Annotated in this window: 12 protein-coding genes and 1 tRNA gene; 2 read left to right on the forward strand and 11 right to left on the reverse strand. The window is 73.1% G+C overall.

All coding sequences use genetic code 11. The annotated features are described in order from the left end of the window. Positions 1-21: 21 nt before the first annotated feature. The 5 genes from IF129_RS23235 to IF129_RS23255 all read right to left on the reverse strand — a co-directional run bounded on the left by IF129_RS23235 (position 22) and on the right by IF129_RS23255 (position 6,630). Positions 22-1,662 (reverse strand): acyl-CoA carboxylase subunit beta, encoded by a 1,641-nt coding sequence (locus tag IF129_RS23235; protein ID WP_191211843.1) that lies wholly within the window; start codon positions 1,660-1,662, stop codon positions 22-24. A 36-nt stretch (positions 1,663-1,698) separates the two neighbouring features. Further along, the gene (locus tag IF129_RS23240) at positions 1,699-2,598 is read right to left on the reverse strand and encodes an MBL fold metallo-hydrolase (RefSeq protein ID WP_318153903.1); all 900 of its coding nucleotides are present in this window, start codon (positions 2,596-2,598) and stop codon (positions 1,699-1,701) included. After that, the gene (locus IF129_RS23245; protein ID WP_191211766.1) at positions 2,595-3,497 is read right to left on the reverse strand and encodes a 4'-phosphopantetheinyl transferase family protein; all 903 of its coding nucleotides are present in this window, start codon (positions 3,495-3,497) and stop codon (positions 2,595-2,597) included. Before IF129_RS23245 ends, IF129_RS23240 begins: the two co-directional genes overlap by 4 nt. Positions 3,498-3,587: 90 nt before the next feature. Continuing rightward, positions 3,588-5,366, reverse strand: coding sequence for an acyl-CoA dehydrogenase family protein (locus tag IF129_RS23250; protein ID WP_191211767.1), 1,779 nt, complete (start codon positions 5,364-5,366; stop codon positions 3,588-3,590). 124 nt (positions 5,367-5,490) lie between these two features. After that, the gene (locus IF129_RS23255; protein ID WP_191211768.1) at positions 5,491-6,630 is read right to left on the reverse strand and encodes an IS701 family transposase; all 1,140 of its coding nucleotides are present in this window, start codon (positions 6,628-6,630) and stop codon (positions 5,491-5,493) included. A 242-nt stretch (positions 6,631-6,872) separates the two neighbouring features. Here IF129_RS23255 and IF129_RS23260 point away from each other — a divergent pair, with 242 nt between their 5' ends. Next, entirely contained in the window at positions 6,873-10,007 is a 3,135-nt protein-coding gene (locus IF129_RS23260; protein WP_381481058.1) for an AfsR/SARP family transcriptional regulator, read from the forward strand. A 53-nt stretch (positions 10,008-10,060) separates the two neighbouring features. On the opposite strand, the gene IF129_RS23265 is transcribed toward IF129_RS23260, so the two are convergent. From IF129_RS23265 to IF129_RS23285, 5 genes are all read right to left on the reverse strand, one after another. Beyond that, on the reverse strand, positions 10,061-10,213 hold the full coding sequence (locus IF129_RS23265; RefSeq protein WP_191211770.1) for a hypothetical protein: 153 nt from the start codon (positions 10,211-10,213) through the stop codon (positions 10,061-10,063). A gap of 294 nt (positions 10,214-10,507) precedes the next feature. Further along, entirely contained in the window at positions 10,508-11,083 is a 576-nt protein-coding gene (locus tag IF129_RS23270) for an NADPH-dependent FMN reductase (protein ID WP_191211771.1), read from the reverse strand. Between the two features lie 191 nt (positions 11,084-11,274). Then, positions 11,275-11,784 carry a YbaK/EbsC family protein gene (locus IF129_RS23275; protein ID WP_191211772.1) on the reverse strand — a complete coding sequence of 170 codons (510 nt, stop codon included), beginning with the start codon at positions 11,782-11,784 and terminating at the stop codon, positions 11,275-11,277. 297 nt (positions 11,785-12,081) lie between these two features. Beyond that, positions 12,082-14,613 (reverse strand): ABC transporter permease, encoded by a 2,532-nt coding sequence (locus IF129_RS23280; protein ID WP_191211773.1) that lies wholly within the window; start codon positions 14,611-14,613, stop codon positions 12,082-12,084. A 79-nt stretch (positions 14,614-14,692) separates the two neighbouring features. After that, positions 14,693-15,475: an ABC transporter ATP-binding protein gene (locus IF129_RS23285; RefSeq protein WP_191211774.1), complete on the reverse strand. Its 783-nt coding sequence runs from the start codon at positions 15,473-15,475 to the stop codon at positions 14,693-14,695. Positions 15,476-15,876: 401 nt separating this feature from the next. Between IF129_RS23285 and IF129_RS23290 the strand changes: the two genes are divergently transcribed. After that, positions 15,877-15,959: transfer RNA gene (locus tag IF129_RS23290), tRNA-Leu, on the forward strand. Positions 15,960-16,127: 168 nt separating this feature from the next. On the opposite strand, the gene IF129_RS23295 is transcribed toward IF129_RS23290, so the two are convergent. Continuing rightward, positions 16,128-16,496 carry a hypothetical protein gene (locus tag IF129_RS23295; protein WP_191211775.1) on the reverse strand — a complete coding sequence of 123 codons (369 nt, stop codon included), beginning with the start codon at positions 16,494-16,496 and terminating at the stop codon, positions 16,128-16,130. Between the last annotated feature and the right edge of the window lie 29 nt (positions 16,497-16,525).

The raw sequence follows: 16,525 nt of genomic DNA on the forward strand, positions 1-16,525 counted from the left end.
CGGCCGTGCGGCCGGGAGGGCTCACTGCGGCTGGTTGCCGTGCTTGCGGCTGGGCAGCGGGGCGTGCTTGTCCCGCAGCACGGCGAGCGTGCGGATGAGGACGGCGCGGGTCTCGGCCGGGTCGATGACGTCGTCCACCAGCCCGCGCTCGGCGGCGTAGTAGGGGTGCATCAGCTCGTCGCGGTACTCCTTGATGCGCTCCGCGCGGGTGGCCTCCGGGTCGGGCGAGGCGGCGATCTCCCGGCGGAAGACGACGCCCGCCGCGGCCTCCGCGCCCATCACGGCGATCTCGTTGACCGGCCAGGCCAGCGACACGTCGGTGCCGATGGAGCGGGAGTCCATCACGATGTACGCGCCGCCGTAGGCCTTGCGCAGGATGAGCTGGACGCGCGGCACGGTCGCGTTGCAGTAGGCGTACAGCAGCTTCGCCCCGTGCCGGATGACGCCGCCGTGCTCCTGCCCGACGCCCGGCAGGAAGCCGGGCACGTCGACCAGGGTGACGAGCGGGATGTTGAAGGAGTCGCACATCTGGACGAAGCGCGCGGCCTTCTCCGAGGACTCGATGTCGAGCACCCCGGCCAGCCGCGCGGGCTGGTTGGCCACGATCCCGACGACGCGCCCGTCCAGCCGGGCCAGCGCGCAGACGACGTTCGGCGCCCAGCGCTCGTGCACCTCGAAGTACTCGCCGTGGTCCACGATCTCCGCGATGACCCGCGTGACGTCGTAGGAGCGGTTCGGGTCGGCGGGCACGATGTCCAGCAGCGCCTCCGTGCGCCGGTCGGCGGCGTCGCAGGTCGGCTCGGCGGGCGGCAGCTCGCGGTTGTTGGCGGGGAGGTACCCGAGCAGGTGCCGCACGTCCCGCAGGCAGCACTCCTCGTTGTCGTAGGTGAACCCCGCGACGCCCGAGGTCGTGGCGTGCACGTCGGCACCGCCCAGGGCCTCGTGGGTGATCTCCTCCCCGGTCACCGCCTGGACGACGTCCGGTCCGGTGATGAACATCTGCGCGGTGCCCTTGACCATGAAGACGAAGTCGGTCAGGGCCGGTGAGTAGGCCGCGCCGCCCGCGCAGGGCCCCATGATGACGCTGATCTGCGGGATCACCCCGGAGTTGCGCACGTTGCGCTGGAAGATGCCGCCGTACCCGGCGAGCGCGGTGACGCCCTCCTGGATGCGCGCCCCGGCACCGTCGCACAGGCCGACGACGGGCGCCCCGGCCTTCTCGGCCAGGTCCATCACCTTGTGGATCTTCTGGGCGTGGGCCTCGCCGAGCGCGCCGCCGAAGATGCGGAAGTCGTGCGCGTAGGCGAAGACCGTCCGCCCGTTGACCTGTCCCCAGCCGGTGAGCACGCCGTCCGTGTGCGGCCTCCTCGCCTCCAGCCCGAACCCGGTGGCCCGGTGCCGCCGAAACGCCTCGGTCTCGACGAAGGTCCCGGGATCGAACAGCAGGGCGAGCCGTTCCCGCGCGGTGAGTTTTCCCTTGGCGTGCTGAGCGGCCGTCGCCTTTTCGTCCGGTCCCGCCTGAACACGCGCGCGGAGCGCGTGGAGTTCCGCCGCGCCAGCCCGTGTTCCGTCGGAGGACGGCGCCGAATCCGCCGGCGCCGATTCCTCCGGTGCCGAATCGACCGGTGCCGATTCCTTCCGTACCGGATGGTCCTCGGTGATGCTCACGCATGCCCCTTTCCGGCCTGCACAGAGATCTCAGGCATGACAGACGGGTAACCGCCCGTGGAATTCGATCATTTCCGCGAAAAGCAACTCGATGTCCAGCCACGCGCCCGGTTCCGCGCCCCGGGCCTCGGCGTAGGCCCGGTGGAGGTTCGGCACCAGGCGCTCGGAGTCCAACAGCCCGGCGTACGGGCCGAGGTCCGCCGCGCGGGCCGTCTCCAGCGGCGTCCACCCGGCCGCCAGCCCCTCCGCCGCCAGGTCCCGCACCAGCCGCAGGTAGCCCCGGCTCACGTCCAACGCCTCCGGCCCGGCCACCGGACCGTGCCCCGCTACCACCACCTCGGGCCCCAGTTCCCGCAGCGCGTCGATCACCGCGATCGAGCCCGCCACCGAACCCGTCAGGCAGAACGGGGTCGCGCCGGACATCACGACGTCCCCGGTGAACAGCACCCGCTGCTCGGGCAGCCACACCACCGTGTCGTTCGTCGTGTGGCCGGTGCCGAAGTGCAGCAGCTCCGCGCGCACGTCGCCCACGTGCAGGGTGACCCGGTCGCGGAAGGTCAACGACGGCAGCTCGACCCGTAGTTCGCCCCAATGGACGTCCGGCCACAGCCCGGTCAGGTGCAGCCCGGCCACGTCCATCTCCGCGCGCGTCGCCTCGTGCGCCACGATCACGGCGTGCTCGGCGAACACCGCGTTCCCGAAGGTGTGGTCGCCGTGCGGATGGGTGTTGACGACGTACCGGGGCGGCGCGGACGCCACCCGGCGGACCGCGTCGGCCAGCGCGCGGGCCCGCGCCTCGGTGGCCGCGGTGTCGACCAGCGCGGTCGTGCCCCGTGAGGTGAGGACGCCCGCGTTGTTCAGGCACCAGCCGCCGTCCGGCTGGAGGTAGGCGAACACGCCGTCCGCCACCTCCGTCAGGGTCGGTTTCACCCCTGCCCCCGCGCACCCTCCGCGGCGGTGGCCTGCGCCGCGGCGTTGGCCTTCGCCTCGTCCTTGAGGTAGCAGCCCAGCACGGCGGACGTCACGCGGCCGTCGATGAGGGCCCCGGCGTGCGCCTGCGGACGGCTGCCCGCGGGCGCCGGCTCCACCGCCACGCTGACGGTGTAGCCCTCCGGCAGCGGGTGCGTCTCGAACTGCCACCCGGCGTCGTTCCCCGGGGAACCGTCCACCCGCAGCAGCCGGGGCACGCCGGTCGCGGCGAGCGGCGTGGTGAAGCCGAAGGAGTGGAACGGCAGCCGCAGCCCGTGCCCCAGCGCCTTGCTGTACGCCTCCTTCAGCGTCCACAGCCGGATCACGGCGGCGTTGCGGTCCTCCTCGGGCAGCCACTCCAGCGCGTCCCGCTCGTGCTGGGTGCAGACGTCGTCCTCCAGGCCGCGCCCGTACACCGAGCGCTTCGCCGACTCGACGTCCACCCCGATCGCGCCGCGTCTGCTCAGCCCCACGACCATCACCTCGGCCGTGTGGCTCAACGACATCTCCAGCTGTCCGCACCCCCGTATGTAGGGGCGGCCGTTGGGGTTCCGGGCCAGCTCCAGCTGGCCCGGGTGGGCGCCGAGCGCCGCCGCCGCGACGCGCTTGAGCAGCACGCGGGAGGCCGCGAACCGGCGCTTGGACTCGTCGTGGCTCAACTGCTCGAAGCGCTCGGCCTCGGTGCCGAGCAGCCGGATCAGCTCGGGGCAGGCCAGGTCCCGTGGTGCCCAGTCGGCCAGGAACCCGTAGGCGAGGACGTAGTCACTGTCGCGCAGGCCGGTGTCCAGGCCGTCCCACGCCTCCTCGAACCCGCTCACCCGGACGGGGGGCGGCCCTGCCAGGCCGCTGCGTGCCGCCATGACGTGTCTCCTTCGTGTCGCTGTCGCTGTCGCTGTGGCTGCCCCCGTGGCCGCCCCCTGTCCAGGGGGCGGCGGCGTGCGTCCCGCCGCTCAGACCCGCCCGCCGACCTCCTGCGGCTGCGGGACGGGCGGTTGCCCGGGAACCTCGGCGTTCGGCGTCACGTCGCCCAGCACCGTTCCGTACAGGTCCAGGGAGCGGCCCTGGTGGTACCGGGCCACCACGTGGGCCACCAGCGCGTCGGTGTCCTCGCCGCCCGGCTCGGCTCCGGGCAGCCCGAGGCGCAGGCAGATCCGGCCGAGCGCGGCCGTCAGCCACGCCGGCTCGGTCAGGAACGGGCAGCCGGTGCGCGTCACCCCGTGCCGCCACACGCCCAGGCACGCGGCCGCCGCGGCGAGCAGCGTGTACCGCTCGGCCAGGGCGTAGCCGCGCGGGTTGGCCAGCACCGACGGGTCGCGCTCGGGCAGTTCCCGGCACTCCGCCGCGAGTTCCCGCAGGTGCCCGGAGAGCGCCGCCGTTCGGGCGCGGACGGCCTCCGCGTGCGGGCCCGGATCGGGGGCCGCGGCGAGCAGCGCGTCCGGGTCGGCCAGCAGGGAGGTGAGCGGGTCGTCGGCGGCGGCGACCTTCAGCCGCTCCGCGTCCAGCGGCGGCAGCGGGTCGTGCAGGTGGAACAGCTCCGCGACCTCGTCCCCGCCGCCCGCGCGCGGCGTCCACGAGCGCCGGGCCAGCGTGGCCAGCTGCGGCACCAGCGAGGACAGGGCCGCCGCCGCGCCCGTGGGGCCGGGCGGCAGCTCGGACAGGTCGATCAGGTGCTTGCGGAACGTGCCGTACCCCACCCCGTCGTGCCGGGCGTGGGCGAGCACGGGCAGCAGGTCCCCGGTGCTCTGCTGGAGCAGCCGGTGCCCGAGATAGGTGCTCGCCGCCGACCACAGGCTCGACCGGTCCGGCAGCAGGTGCAGGGAACGGAGCGTGGCCAGCGTCAGGCAGTCGGCGATCAGGAGGTCGACGAAGGCGGAGGCGATGACCTCCTGGGCGTAGCGGGAGCTGAGCGCCGGCCCGGCCCCGCCCCCGGCCAGGGTCACGCACACCACCGAACGCAGCGCCGTGTCGGCGGAGCCGATCGCCATGGCCGGGACGAGGGGCCGGGCCATCTGCTGGGCGCGCACCACGGCGGCCGAGCCCTGCCCGGCCGTGCCCAGCACCCGCCCCGGCGGCACCGGCCAGCCGTCGAAGTGCAGCTCGCCGACCGGCAGCCGCCGCATGGCGGGCAGGTCCTGTCCCGGCACCTCGCGTACACAGCCGGCCGGCAGGACGTCGCGGGGCAGGAGGAGCAGTGTGTCCCCGGAGCCGTCGGTGTGCTGGGCCAGGACCACGTAGGCGTCGGCGCGCGGGATGTTCAGCCGGGCCGACGTCCGGCCGTCCAGCGTCAGCCCGTCCGGGCCGGGCGTGGCCCGCACGCCCGCGCCCCCCGTCGGGGCCTCGCGGGGCGCGGCGGCCAGCCGGCCGCCCTCCCGCAGAACCCCGGCGAGCGCGCGGCGCTGCTCCTCGTCCCCGTAGTGCCAGCCGCACAGGGCGGGCAGCACGGAGGCGGCACCGTAGCCCCGGCCGAGTGCCGAGTCCCGTCGGCAGACGGCCCGCAGCAGCCGGGCGACGGCGTCCAGACCGGTGAGCCGGCCTCCCAGCTCGGAGGGGACGAACTCCTCGTGCAGTCCGTAGGCGGCGAGGGTCGGTTCGCCGCCGAGCGGCAGTTCGCCACGCCGGTCCGCGGCCAGCACCGCCGCGTTGGAGAGCGGCTTCGTGCGGTCGCGCGGGTCTCCGAGCAGCCGTTCCAGGGCGGCCACCCGGTCTTCGGTGGGCGGGAGTCGCATCATGGACACCACGGTCCCCGCCCGGTCTGGAACACCGCTCGCACAGTGCTTGAAGGCGTCAGGCGCCGGCGGGGCGCACGGACCCGGCGCGTCGGGCGGGCCTCGGCCCGCGGCGGTCAGGCGGCGGTCAGGCGGCGGTCAGGCGGCGCGGACGGCTCGCCTGCCGCGCCCCGGACAGGACCACCGCCAGGTGGGCCACCGAGGCCAGTGTGATGTGCCGGTGCCACCCCTGGAAGGAGCGGCCCGCGAAGTCGCGGATGCCGATGCCCTCGGAGATCTGCGCGGAGTCGCGCTCGACGGTGTCCGCCAGCCGGGCCAACCGCAGCAGCCCGGGCAGGGGCATCCCGCCCGGCCGGGCCAGCCACAGCGCCGCCGGGCCGTGCCCCGCCACGGGCCAGTCGGCGAGCAGCAGCATCGGCAGCCGGCCGCGCACCCCGTCCACGACGACGGGGATGGCCGCCGTCACCCCGCTGTGCGTGACGCCGCCGCGGAAGTGCACCTCGGCCTGGCGGCGGAACTGCTTCATGGTGGTGACGAGTTGCTCCGCCGCGACCGGCGCGTCGCAGTAGGCGTGCAACCGGGAGCTGTCCACGCGCACCCGGGTCTGCGGACCGATCCGCAGGAGGAACGGCACCCGGCCCGCCCCGAAGTGACGGACGGCCCGGGCGGCGTCGAGCCCCTTGGCGTCCACCACGACGGGCCGACGCGGCACCGGGTCACCGGCCACCTGCCGCACGGCGTCGCCCGCGCACTCCTCCAGCCCGGCCGTCCGGCTCGTCGCGGGGATGCAGGCCCGGGAGCGCCGTAAGGGGTCCGTGAGCCAGCTGTCGGGCAGCACCAGCCGCCAGTTGCAGGGCACGCTCGCGCCCTCCGTGGCCAGCCACGCGCCGTACGCCTGCTGGGCGTTGACCGTCTGGCCCAGATGCGGCACGAACTGCTGCCCCACGCCCACCGAGTGCGGTCCGGCCTTCGGGATCACGAGCGGGCGCACCACCCACGCGCGCGGCGCGATCTCCCGCTCCACCCGCTGGACCAGCGACCGGCGCACCGCCGACCAGTCCCACGAGGAGCTGCTGATGAAGTGGTGCACGCTCTGCTGCGCCGACTCGCCGCCCATCTGCTCGGCGATGTTCCGCAGCGTCTTGCGCCCCTCGGCGGCCAGCAGGGCCCGTACGTAGCTCTCCGCCTTCACCCGCTGATCGCGCCGCAGGAGAGAGGCGAAGAGACCCTCGCAGAGACTGCCCACCAGATCATGGCCGGTTTCCATCGTTCCCCCTGACCGAAGCCCTGCCGGATGCCACGCATCCACGGTTGTCCGGAGGATGTCTCGCTCGTGTCCTACTCGCTTACCGACCGGGTTCCGTTCGGATACCGTCGGCCCCCGAACGGAGGTGACCGCGTGATCGCGCTCCGTGCGGCTTTCGTTGCTGCCGCACCGCCCAGTGCATAGAATCGGGCGCCGATACTCACGCACGGCGTTGTACAGCGACGGGGGGCTGGCGAGCCATGATGGTGGGTGCTACGAGAACGAGCGTTCCCAGTTTCCGCATTCTCGGCGCACTGGAGGGGTGGTACGGCGATGTCCCGCTGCGTCTGGGCGGGGCACTGCGCGAACGGACCCTCGTGATGCTGCTGCTGGAGGCCAACCGCGTCGTCCCGGTGGCCCGGCTGGTCGAGGCCGCGTGGGACAACGCCCCGCCCAGCAGCGCGTTCCACCAGATCCGCAAGGCCGTGGCCGAGTTGCGCCAGCGCATTCCGGACGGCGCCTCGTTCATCGTGACCGACGGGCCCGGCTACCGCGCCGTCCTCACCGAGAGGCAGCTCGACCTCGCCCAGTACCGCGCCGGAGTGGCCCGCGCCCGGCAGGCCGTGGCCGCCGGTGACCGCCCCGCCGCCGTCGAGGCGTTGCAGTCCGCCCTGGAGCTGTGGCGCGGCCCGGTGATGGCGGGCTTCGGCGGCCCCGTCATCGACGCCGCGTCCGCCGCCCTGGAGGAGCAGCGCCTCAGCGCGGCGGAACAACTCATCGACCTGCAACTGGAGGCCGGGGAGGCCGGCGCCGTCATCGGGGAACTGCGCACCCTCGTCAACCAGCACCCGCTGCGGGAGACCCTGCGCGGCCACCTCATGCTGGCCCTGTACCGCACCGGGCGGCAGGCCGAGGCACTGGAGGAGTACAACCGCGTCCGCACCCTGCTCGCCGACGAGTTGGGCATCGACCCGAGCGTGGAGCTGGCGGTGCTCTACGAGCGCATCCTGCGGCACAGCCCCGAGCTCGCGCCGCCGGGCGAGTCGGCCCCGGACACCGTGGTCCCGCCGCCCGCCGGGCCGGAGCCGAATCCGGACGGCGAGGCACCCACCGCGCCGGTACAGCCGCCGAGTTCCTCCCCGGAACCGGCGGCTGTACCGGTACCGCGCAGCCCGGCCCCGGCGGCCGCCGTCCCCAGCGCCCTCCCGTACGACCTGCGGGACTTCTCCGGACGCGAGTCGGAGCTGCACTGGATCACCGACGCCGTGGGCCGCGCCTCCGGCGAGTGCGCCCGCATCATCGCCATCGACGGGATGGGCGGCAGCGGCAAGACGGCCCTGGCCATCCGCGCCGCGCACCGCCTCGTCGAGGACTACCCGGACGGCCAGCTCTTCGTCGACCTGCGCGGCTACACCCCGGGTCAGGAACCGCTCAGCGCGGCCGTGGCCCAGGAGGCCCTGCTCGCGGCGTCCGGGGTGCCCAGCGAGGAGATGCCCACGACCGTGGCCGGGCGCACGGCGCTGTGGCGCTCCATCACCAAGCAGCGCCGGCTGCTCGTCGTGCTGGACAACGCGGCCGACGCCGAGCACGTCCGGCCGCTGGTCCCCGCGTCCCCCGGGTGTCTGACCCTCGTCACCAGCCGGCCCCGCCTGGTGGACCTGGACGGCGCGGACTGGCTCTCGCTCGGCACGCTGTCCGAGGAGGACGGCCTCGACCTGTTGCGCCGCACCCTGGGCGACGAACGCGTCGCCCGCGAGCCGGAGGCGGGCGCCGAGCTGATCCGGCTCTGCGGCCGGCTGCCCCTGGCCCTGCGCATCGCGGCCGCCCGGCTGCGCAACCGCTCCCACTGGACGATCCAGCGGCTCGCCGACCGGCTCAGCGACGAGACCCGACGGCTGAGCGAACTCAACTCGGCGGGCCGCAGCGTCGCCGCCGCGCTGCGGATGTCCTACCAGGCCATGAACGACGGTCAGCGGGGCGACTTCCTGCTGCTCGGGCTGCACCCGGGCAAGAGCATCGGGGTCGAGGAGGCGGGCGCGCTCCTCGGCCGCGACGGGGTCGAGGCCGAGAACGCCCTGGAGGCGCTGCTCGACGCCCATCTGCTGGAGGAGCCGGAGCCGGGCGCCTACTCCTTCCACGACCTGGTGCGCAGCTTCGCCCTCGGGCTGCGCGGGGCGGCCACGGCGGCGCAGGAGCAGGAGGCCGTGCGGCGGCTGCTCGACCACTACGTGCTGGCCTCGGAAGGCGCGTGCGACATGCTGTTCCCGGAGCGTTCCCGGCACACCGACCTGATCCCGGTGGCCGGGCCGTCGCCGGCGGAGTTCACCTGTCGCTCCCGCGCGCTCGACTGGCTCGACGGGCACCGGGACAACCTGATCGCCGCCGTCGAACTCGCCTATCGGCAGGGCCACTTACGTCACGCCGCCTATCTCCCGCGCACGCTCTCCTTCCACTCCTCCATCCGCAACCACACCCGGGACTCGCGTCGGGCCTGTGTGCTGGCGGTGGACGCCGCCCGCCGGCTGAAGGACGGCGAACTGCTCCTCCTCATGCTGGCCACGCTCGCCATGGAGCACTGGCGGGCGGGGGCGTTCGAGGAGGGCATCACCTGCCTGGAGGAGGCCCTGGGACTCGCCCGCTCACTGGGCGACCGGGAGAGCGAGGCCGGCTGCATGGGCCGACTCGGCCAGATGTACAACAGCCTCGGCGACTTCCACCAGGCGCTCGGCTTCCTGGAGGGCGCCAGCCTGCTGGAGCAGGAGCTCGGCGCGCTGCGCGAACTGGCCGGCACGCTCAACGTGCTCAGCTCCGTCACGGTGCGGTTGGGCAAGTTCGAGGAGGCGGCCGACGCGGCCGAGCGGGCCATCGCCATCTGGCAGAACATCGGGGACCTCGGCCACACCATCGTCGCCCGCTCCAGCCTCGGGTTCGCGCTGATCGGCCTGCGCCGCCCCGACCGGGCGCTGGAGGAACTGGGTGAGGCACTGCGTCTGTGCGAGGACTGGCACGGCCCGTCCGCCACGGCGCTCATCCTCGCGCAGCACGCGGGGGCGCACATCATGCTGGGCCGGCCCCTGGAGGCCCGGCGGTACATCGAGCGGGCGCTGGACATCCCGGCGAAGAAGGACGTCGCCGTGCGGCAGGCCGCGGTGGAGAGTATGGCGGGGCGGGTGTTCCTCGCACTCGGCGAGGCCGAGGAATCAATGATCCGCAGTCGTCGCGCATACGACCTGGCCTCGACCATCAATTTCCGATTCGAGATGGCGCAGGCCCTTGACAGTCTGGCCGAAGCCAGTAGGAGTTCGGGTGATCGCGCCGCCGCCGAGGATTTCCTGCGGCAGGCGGACGAGTTGTTCCAGCGCATGGGCGTACCCGAAAACGCGCGTCGGATCTTCTGAGTCGGGATACCGTCCCTCAGAAGATCCGACGCGCGTCCGGTCGTGCCGCCCGGTCACGGGTTGCCCTTGTCCTCCAGGATCACCATCTCGCCCGTGCCGTCGGCTCTGACCGCGTGCCCCTTGTCGCCGTCCCCAGGTGTCCCGATGACAACCCCCCACGAGAACGCTGCTGCTGCGAGGATTCCGACCATGTCGCTCAGCTTCACGCGCATTCTCTTGCCCTCTCGACTGGTGTTCGCCTTTCGATGTGTCGAGAGTCGCAGTGTCTCTTCCCGGGTCGTTCCTCCTTGGCCACTGGCAGGCTACTACCGCATTCCTGTTAAGCGGAAGTGTGAAATCAGGCGAAGCGGAGCACTTAATTCACCGGGGGTTGAGGGCGTGCTTAGTGCGGGCATATGCGTATCGCATGTGGTCGCCCGGGAGCACACGAAAGCCGCCGTCCGGCAGGGGGCCGGACGGCGGCGGAGGGGGCGACGCGGCGGGCGACGGGCGGCGGGCGCCTAACCGGTCACGGGGGCGGTGGCCGGCGCGCCGACGGCGGCGAGCACGTCCGCGACGAGCCGCTCCAGGTCGGCGTGCACGGCGGCGTCCGTGATGATCCCCTCCGGCGTGCGCAGCGCGACCGCGTTGCCCACGGTGACGGGTGGGGCGCACTCGACCACCACCGCGCCGGAGTTGGTCAGGATCTCGGCCAGCCGGGGCTGCACGTTCGCCCCGCCCGCCCGGCCGGGCGAGGCGCTGGCGATCCCGACGGGCATGCCCTTGACGACGCCGCCACCCGGCGGCCGGGACAACCAGTCGAGGGCGTTCTTGAGCATCCCCGGGGGGTAGCCGTTGTAGGCGGGCGAACTGATGATCAGGGCGTCCGCCGCGGCGACCCGCGCCGCGACGGCCCGCGACCCCTCGGTGCCGCCCGCACGTTCGACGTCCTCGTCGAACGGCGGAAAGGACCGGAGCGCGATGTCGACCGTCTCGCATCCCTCCTGCTGCTCGAGGATGCGGCGAATCGTGGCGATGACGGCCGTGTTGGACGATTCCCGGCGCAGACTGCCGGACAGGAGTGCGATCTTGGGCATGCTGTGGCTCCTCGGAGGCAACGTGTGCTCTCGATGATGCGCCGCCCCGTTCCCGGTCCGGTCCCGTCCGCGTCCCGTGCGCGGGCAGCCCTGAACCGGACTGTGGTACGGGTCAACGGGGGAGACGCCGTACCACAGCCCGGAGCCGTGGTGCCGGGACGGACCCGGCGGTACCCGGTGGGCCGGGTCTTTCAGGCGGTCGCGGTGATCACCGCGACGCGCGGCGCGGCGATGGCCGCGTAGTCCTCGGTGGCGAACGTGACCGCCACCGAGGGGCGGACGTCGTTGAAGCCGATCTCCGGCGCGTCCCGCAGGCTCTGGTCGAGCACCACCTCAAGGCCCGGGTCCGCCGAGTGGGGCGGCACCTGACGGTCCGTGCCGCCGGTGAGGGCGTCGGTCGCCTCCGGGGTGACGAACCCGGCCGAGGTCCCGCCGTAGAGCCGGGCGACGGCGATCAGGTCCAGCGTGCGCTGCTCCGGCACGACGGCGATCACGTGCCGCAGCGTGCGCCGGCCGCGTTTGACGCGCAGCAGGACGCAGCGGGCGGCGGCCTCGCCGGCCGTCGAACCGAAGCGGAAGCGTGCCCCTCGGCAGGCCGCGAGCCCCAGCAGGCGCGACCAGCCGGTGGAGTTCTCCGGGCCCCGCCCCGTCGCCGTGGCGGCGGACTTCCGGGCGTCGTGGGAGTCGAGCAGAGTAGCCACCGAATTCCTCCTCGGACCGCGCTTGCCGTTGCTGAGGTCGAACACTGCCCCCGGCGCATCCCCTTTCGCTCCCGCCCGGTTCCCGCCGGTCCTTCCCGCCGGTCCCCACCGCCGGCTCCGCTCGCCGGTGTCGCCCCGCTGAACGCCCGTCGTGGCAGGTCAGGGACTCACCGCCGCCGGAACGGCCACCCCGCCCGGGAACGCGGGCGGTCCCGGCGCGCGGGGTGCGCACCGGGACCGTTCGACGTCCGCTCCGGCGGAGGGCGACCGTCCGACCGCCCCCCTTCCCCCGGCGACCTACTCGGCCTTGATCGCCGCCAGCATGTTCAGGCGCGCGGCCCGGCGTGCCGGCCACAGGGCCGCGAGCACGCCCACGACGCCGGCCAGCGCCAGGAAGAGGGCCATCCGGCCCCAGGGGAGCACCAGTTCGTAGGTGGTGAGCACGCTGCCGATGATCTCCCCGGCGGCCCAGCCGAAGAAGACGCCCAGTCCGATGCCCATGACCCCGCCGAACAGCGAGATCACCACCGACTCCAGCCGTACCATCCGCTTCACCGCCCGGCGGTCCAGACCGATCGCCCGCAGCATCCCGATCTCCGAGGACCGCTCGAACACCGACATCGCCAGGGTGTTGACCACCCCGAGCACCGCCACGATGACGGCCATGGCCAGCAGCCCGTAGAGCATGTTCAGCATGAACGTGAACAGGGAGGCGATGGCCTCGGACATGGCCTCCTTGTCCTGCACCAGGATGGCCGGGTTGTCACCCAGGGCCGCCTCCAGCGCCGACTGCGTGGCCTCGCTCACGCCGCCCTCCGCCTTCACGAGGACCTGCATGCTGTCGACCCGCTGCATGTGCGGGTCCAGGAGGGAGGTGTCGAGCATGATGCTCCGCACCATCTCGTTGCCCTCGTACACGCCCGCGACCGTCAGTTCACCGCGCTCGCCGTCCTCGAAGGTCGCCGGGAACGTCGAGCCGACCTCCCAGCCGTACCGCTCGGCCGTCTCGTCGTCGACGACGACCTTCGTGCCGCCGAAAGCGGCCAGGGAGCCGTCGGTGAAGTCCATCGAGAGCAGGTCGCCGATGTGCTCGCCGCTGACGCCCATCACCCACTCGGTGTCACCGTCGATCTCGGCGGGCGAGCTGCGCAGCGGGCTGACGGCGGTCACCCGCTCGTCGGCCGCGAGCTTCTCCTCGACCTCGGGCGAAAGCGTGCTGAAGTTGGCCATGCTGACCACGTAGTCGGCGGTCAGCGACTCCGCGGTCATCTTCTCGATGCCCTTCTGCGCTCCCCCGGCCAGGACGGTCAGTCCGGTGATCAGCGTCAGCCCGATCATCAGAGCCGACGCCGTGGCCGCCGTGCGGCGCGGGTTGCGGACGGCGTTCTGCCGCGCCAGCTTCCCCGAGACCCCGAACAACCGCAGCAGCGGTCCGGCGGCGGCGATCAGCGGACGGGACAGCAGCGGCGTCAGCACGAACACACCGATCACCATGACGGCGGCGCCCAGCCCCATGGGGCCCTTCGCGGCGTCCGCGTCCATGCCCGTGCCCAGCAGGACCAGCCCCGCACCGGCCGCCACCAGGACCGAGCCGATGGAGTTGCGGACCACGAGGCCGCGCGTCGTGGGCGTGGCGTGCAGGCTGCTCATCGCCGCCACCGGCGGGATCTTCGCGGCCCGCCGCGCGGGCAGCCAGGCGGCCAGCACGGTGATCACCGTCCCCACGGCCAGGGAGACGAGAACGGTCGTCCCGGTCACGGTCAGCGGACCGTCCGGCACCGTCACCCCCAGGGACCCCATCAGCGCGCGCAGCCCGGCCGCGACGCCCACACCGGCGGCCAGGCCGGTGACCCCCGCGACGGCACCGACGACCAGTGCCTCGATCAGGACCGAGCGCGTCACCTGACGGCGGCTCGCGCCCACCGCCCGCATCAGCGCCAGCTCCTTCGTCCGCTGCGCGACCAGCATCGTGAAGGTGTTGGCGATGATGAACACCCCCACGAACAGGGCGATGCCCGCGAAGACGAGCATCCCCGTCCGCATCCCGCTCAACTCCTCCTCGATCGCCCGGGACTGGTCGGCGGCGAGCTTCTCGCCGGTGACGGCCTCGGCCGTCTTCGGCAGGATCTCCTCGACGGCGCCGCGCAGCGCGGCCTGCGAGGTGCCCGGGGCGGCGGTCAGGGTGATCTCGGCGAACTCGCCCGGTGCGGCGTAGAGCCGCTGGGCGGTGGCGGTGTCGAAGAGGACGAGGGTGCCACCGGCGGCGACGTTCCCGTCGTCCGTGGTGAAGATCCCGGTGACCTTCTCGCTGCGGACGGGACCGTTCACGGACGTCCGCACGGTGTCGCCGACCTCGTAGCCCGTGCGCTCGGCGGTCTTCGCGTCCAGCGCGATCTCACCGTCCCGCTCCGGCGCGCGGCCGTCCCGCATCGTGTAGCGGTCGTCGCGGCCGTCCTCACCGGCGTAGTGGTTGGCGCCCAGCGTCGACCAGCCCTGGCCGACGAGCTTGCCGTCCTTGTCGGCCAGGGCGGCGAATCCGGACACCGACCCGGTCGCCTCCGCCACGCCCGGCAGCGCGGCGGCCTCCTCCAGCAGCCGCTGGCTCAGCGCCGGTGCGTCACCGGGCCCCGAGGACTGCGAGGAATCGGGCAGGACGGCGACGTCGACGTGGTCGAAGCCCTTCTCGGAACTCTTCTGGAACGCCGTCGAGAGCGTGGAGGTGAACACCAGGGTGCCGGACACGAAGGCCACGCCGAGCAGTACGGCGAGCATGGTCATCAGCAGCCGGGCCTTGTGCGCGAGCACGTTGCGCACGGCGGTACGGAGCATGGGAAGTCCTACAGACAGGTCAGGGGCTGTGTCGCACAGCGGGGTGGGTGTGGGGGACGGGAGGGCCGGGTCGCCGGCCTCAGCTCGTCCTGCCCTTGGCGTCGAAACCCTTCATGCGCTCCAGGACCTTCTCCGCCGTGGGCGACGCCATGTCGTCCACGATGCGCCCGTCGGCCAGGAAGACGACCCGGTCCGAGTAGGAGGCCGCCACCGGGTCGTGGGTGACGATCACGACCGTCTGCCCCAGTTCGCGCACGGAGTTGCGCAGGAAGCCCAGCACCTCGCTGCCGGCCCGGGAGTCCAGGTTCCCGGTGGGCTCGTCGCCGAAGATGATCTCCGGCCGGGAGGCCAGGGCACGGGCGACGGCCACCCGCTGCTGCTGGCCGCCCGAGAGCTGGCTCGGCCGGTGCCCCAGGCGCCCGCTCAGTCCGACGGTGGAGACCACCTGGTCCAGCCAGGCCCGGTCCACCTTCCGCCCCGCGATGTCCAGCGGCAGGGTGATGTTCTCCAGCGCGTTCAGCGTGGGCAGGAGGTTGAACGCCTGGAAGATGAAGCCGATCTTGTCCCGCCGCAGCTGGGTGAGCTTCTTCTCCTTCAGCGTGGTCAACTCCGTGTCGCCGATGCGGGCCGAACCGCTGGAGACGGAGTCCAGACCGGCCATGCAGTGCATGAGGGTGGACTTGCCGGAACCGGAGGGGCCCATGATCGCGGTGAACTCGCCCTGCCGGAAGTCGAGGGAGACCCGGTCCAGGGCGGCCACCCTGGTCTCACCCGCGCCATAGACCTTCGACAGGTCGGTGGCGCTCGCGGCGGCCAGGCCGCCGCTGAGGCCGGCCGGGACGGGCTGGATGCTGGTGGTCACGGGAACGGGCTCCTGTCGGACGGAGGTCAGGGGAACACCTCCATCCTCGGCGCCCGATCCGCCCCGCGGATCCGCCGCACAGCCCGTCTTGGGGCCGCCTTCCGACGGACCCGCGGCGCTGCGGCGGTCCTCCCTCAGGATGACGGCGCCCCCGACCGACCCCGACGCCGACCCTGAGCCGCCCCGTCCGTCAACAGGGCGACTTTGCGACAATCCTCGCTCGTCGGCATATGCCATCGGCGGACCCCCGCCCCCTGCTTCTGCGCCTGACGCACAGTCAGGCGTCAATAAAATAAGACAACATCGCTCACCGAACGCGACGTTCGATGCACAGATCCGGTTACTCTCGTTCCGCACCCTCGAACGGGCCGTCGCCCTGCGGCGCGCCCCGGAAGGCCGGTGCCCGGATGGTGGAATGCAGACACGACGAGCTTAAACCTCGTTGGCCTCGTGGGCCGTGCCGGTTCGAGTCCGGCTCCGGGCACGCCGGCGCCCGTCGCGGCGGCTCGTCGGCATGACGACGCCGCCCACCGTCCATCCGTCACGGCTCCCGCTTCGGCGCCGCTCCGTCCGGCGTGACCGGGGAGAGCGGCCCCCGGAACGCGACAGCGCCCCGCCCTTCGGGGGCGGGGCGCTGTCGCGGGGGAGCGGGTCAGGCGCGTGCGCAGATCGCGTACACCGAGATGCCCACGTCTCCGTACCTGTTCTGCCGGCCGAGACCGACCCAGCCCCTTCCGTCGTCCGTCGGGAACGAGCCGACCAGGATGGCGTCGTTGCCCTGGGCCTCCGCGCCGCCGCCGATGGCGACCTTGCCCGACGGGCAGTGCACCGTGCGCCGCTGGAAGTTCGGCACGTTGGCATTCGGCAGCTTGACGATCTGGTACCCGTCGACCGCCGCGGCCCGCGACACCTTCTCAGCGGCCGGAGCGGCTTCGCCGTCGGACGCCTGCGCCCCCCAAGCCACACCCGACACCAGCGCCACCGCCAGCGCGCCCGCTCCGAGAGCCTTCAAACCCCTCATCGTGCTCCTTCACGCCACGGGCCCCGACG

The sequence above is a fragment of the Streptomyces chumphonensis genome, from assembly GCF_014779715.1.
Taxonomy (GTDB): Bacteria; Actinomycetota; Actinomycetes; order Streptomycetales; family Streptomycetaceae; genus Streptomyces; species Streptomyces chumphonensis.

Coding starts and splice junctions, on each gene's coding strand:
- IF129_RS23295 (WP_191211775.1), bottom strand. CDS start 16,496: ATGAGGGGTTTGAAGGCTCTCGGAGCGGGCGCGCTGGCGGTGGCGCTG.
- IF129_RS23250 (WP_191211767.1), bottom strand. CDS start 5,366: ATGATGCGACTCCCGCCCACCGAAGACCGGGTGGCCGCCCTGGAACGG.
- IF129_RS23255 (WP_191211768.1), bottom strand. CDS start 6,630: ATGGAAACCGGCCATGATCTGGTGGGCAGTCTCTGCGAGGGTCTCTTC.
- IF129_RS23270 (WP_191211771.1), bottom strand. CDS start 11,083: ATGCCCAAGATCGCACTCCTGTCCGGCAGTCTGCGCCGGGAATCGTCC.
- IF129_RS23245 (WP_191211766.1), bottom strand. CDS start 3,497: ATGGCGGCACGCAGCGGCCTGGCAGGGCCGCCCCCCGTCCGGGTGAGC.
- IF129_RS23280 (WP_191211773.1), bottom strand. CDS start 14,613: ATGCTCCGTACCGCCGTGCGCAACGTGCTCGCGCACAAGGCCCGGCTG.
- IF129_RS23260 (WP_381481058.1), top strand. CDS start 6,873: ATGGTGGGTGCTACGAGAACGAGCGTTCCCAGTTTCCGCATTCTCGGC.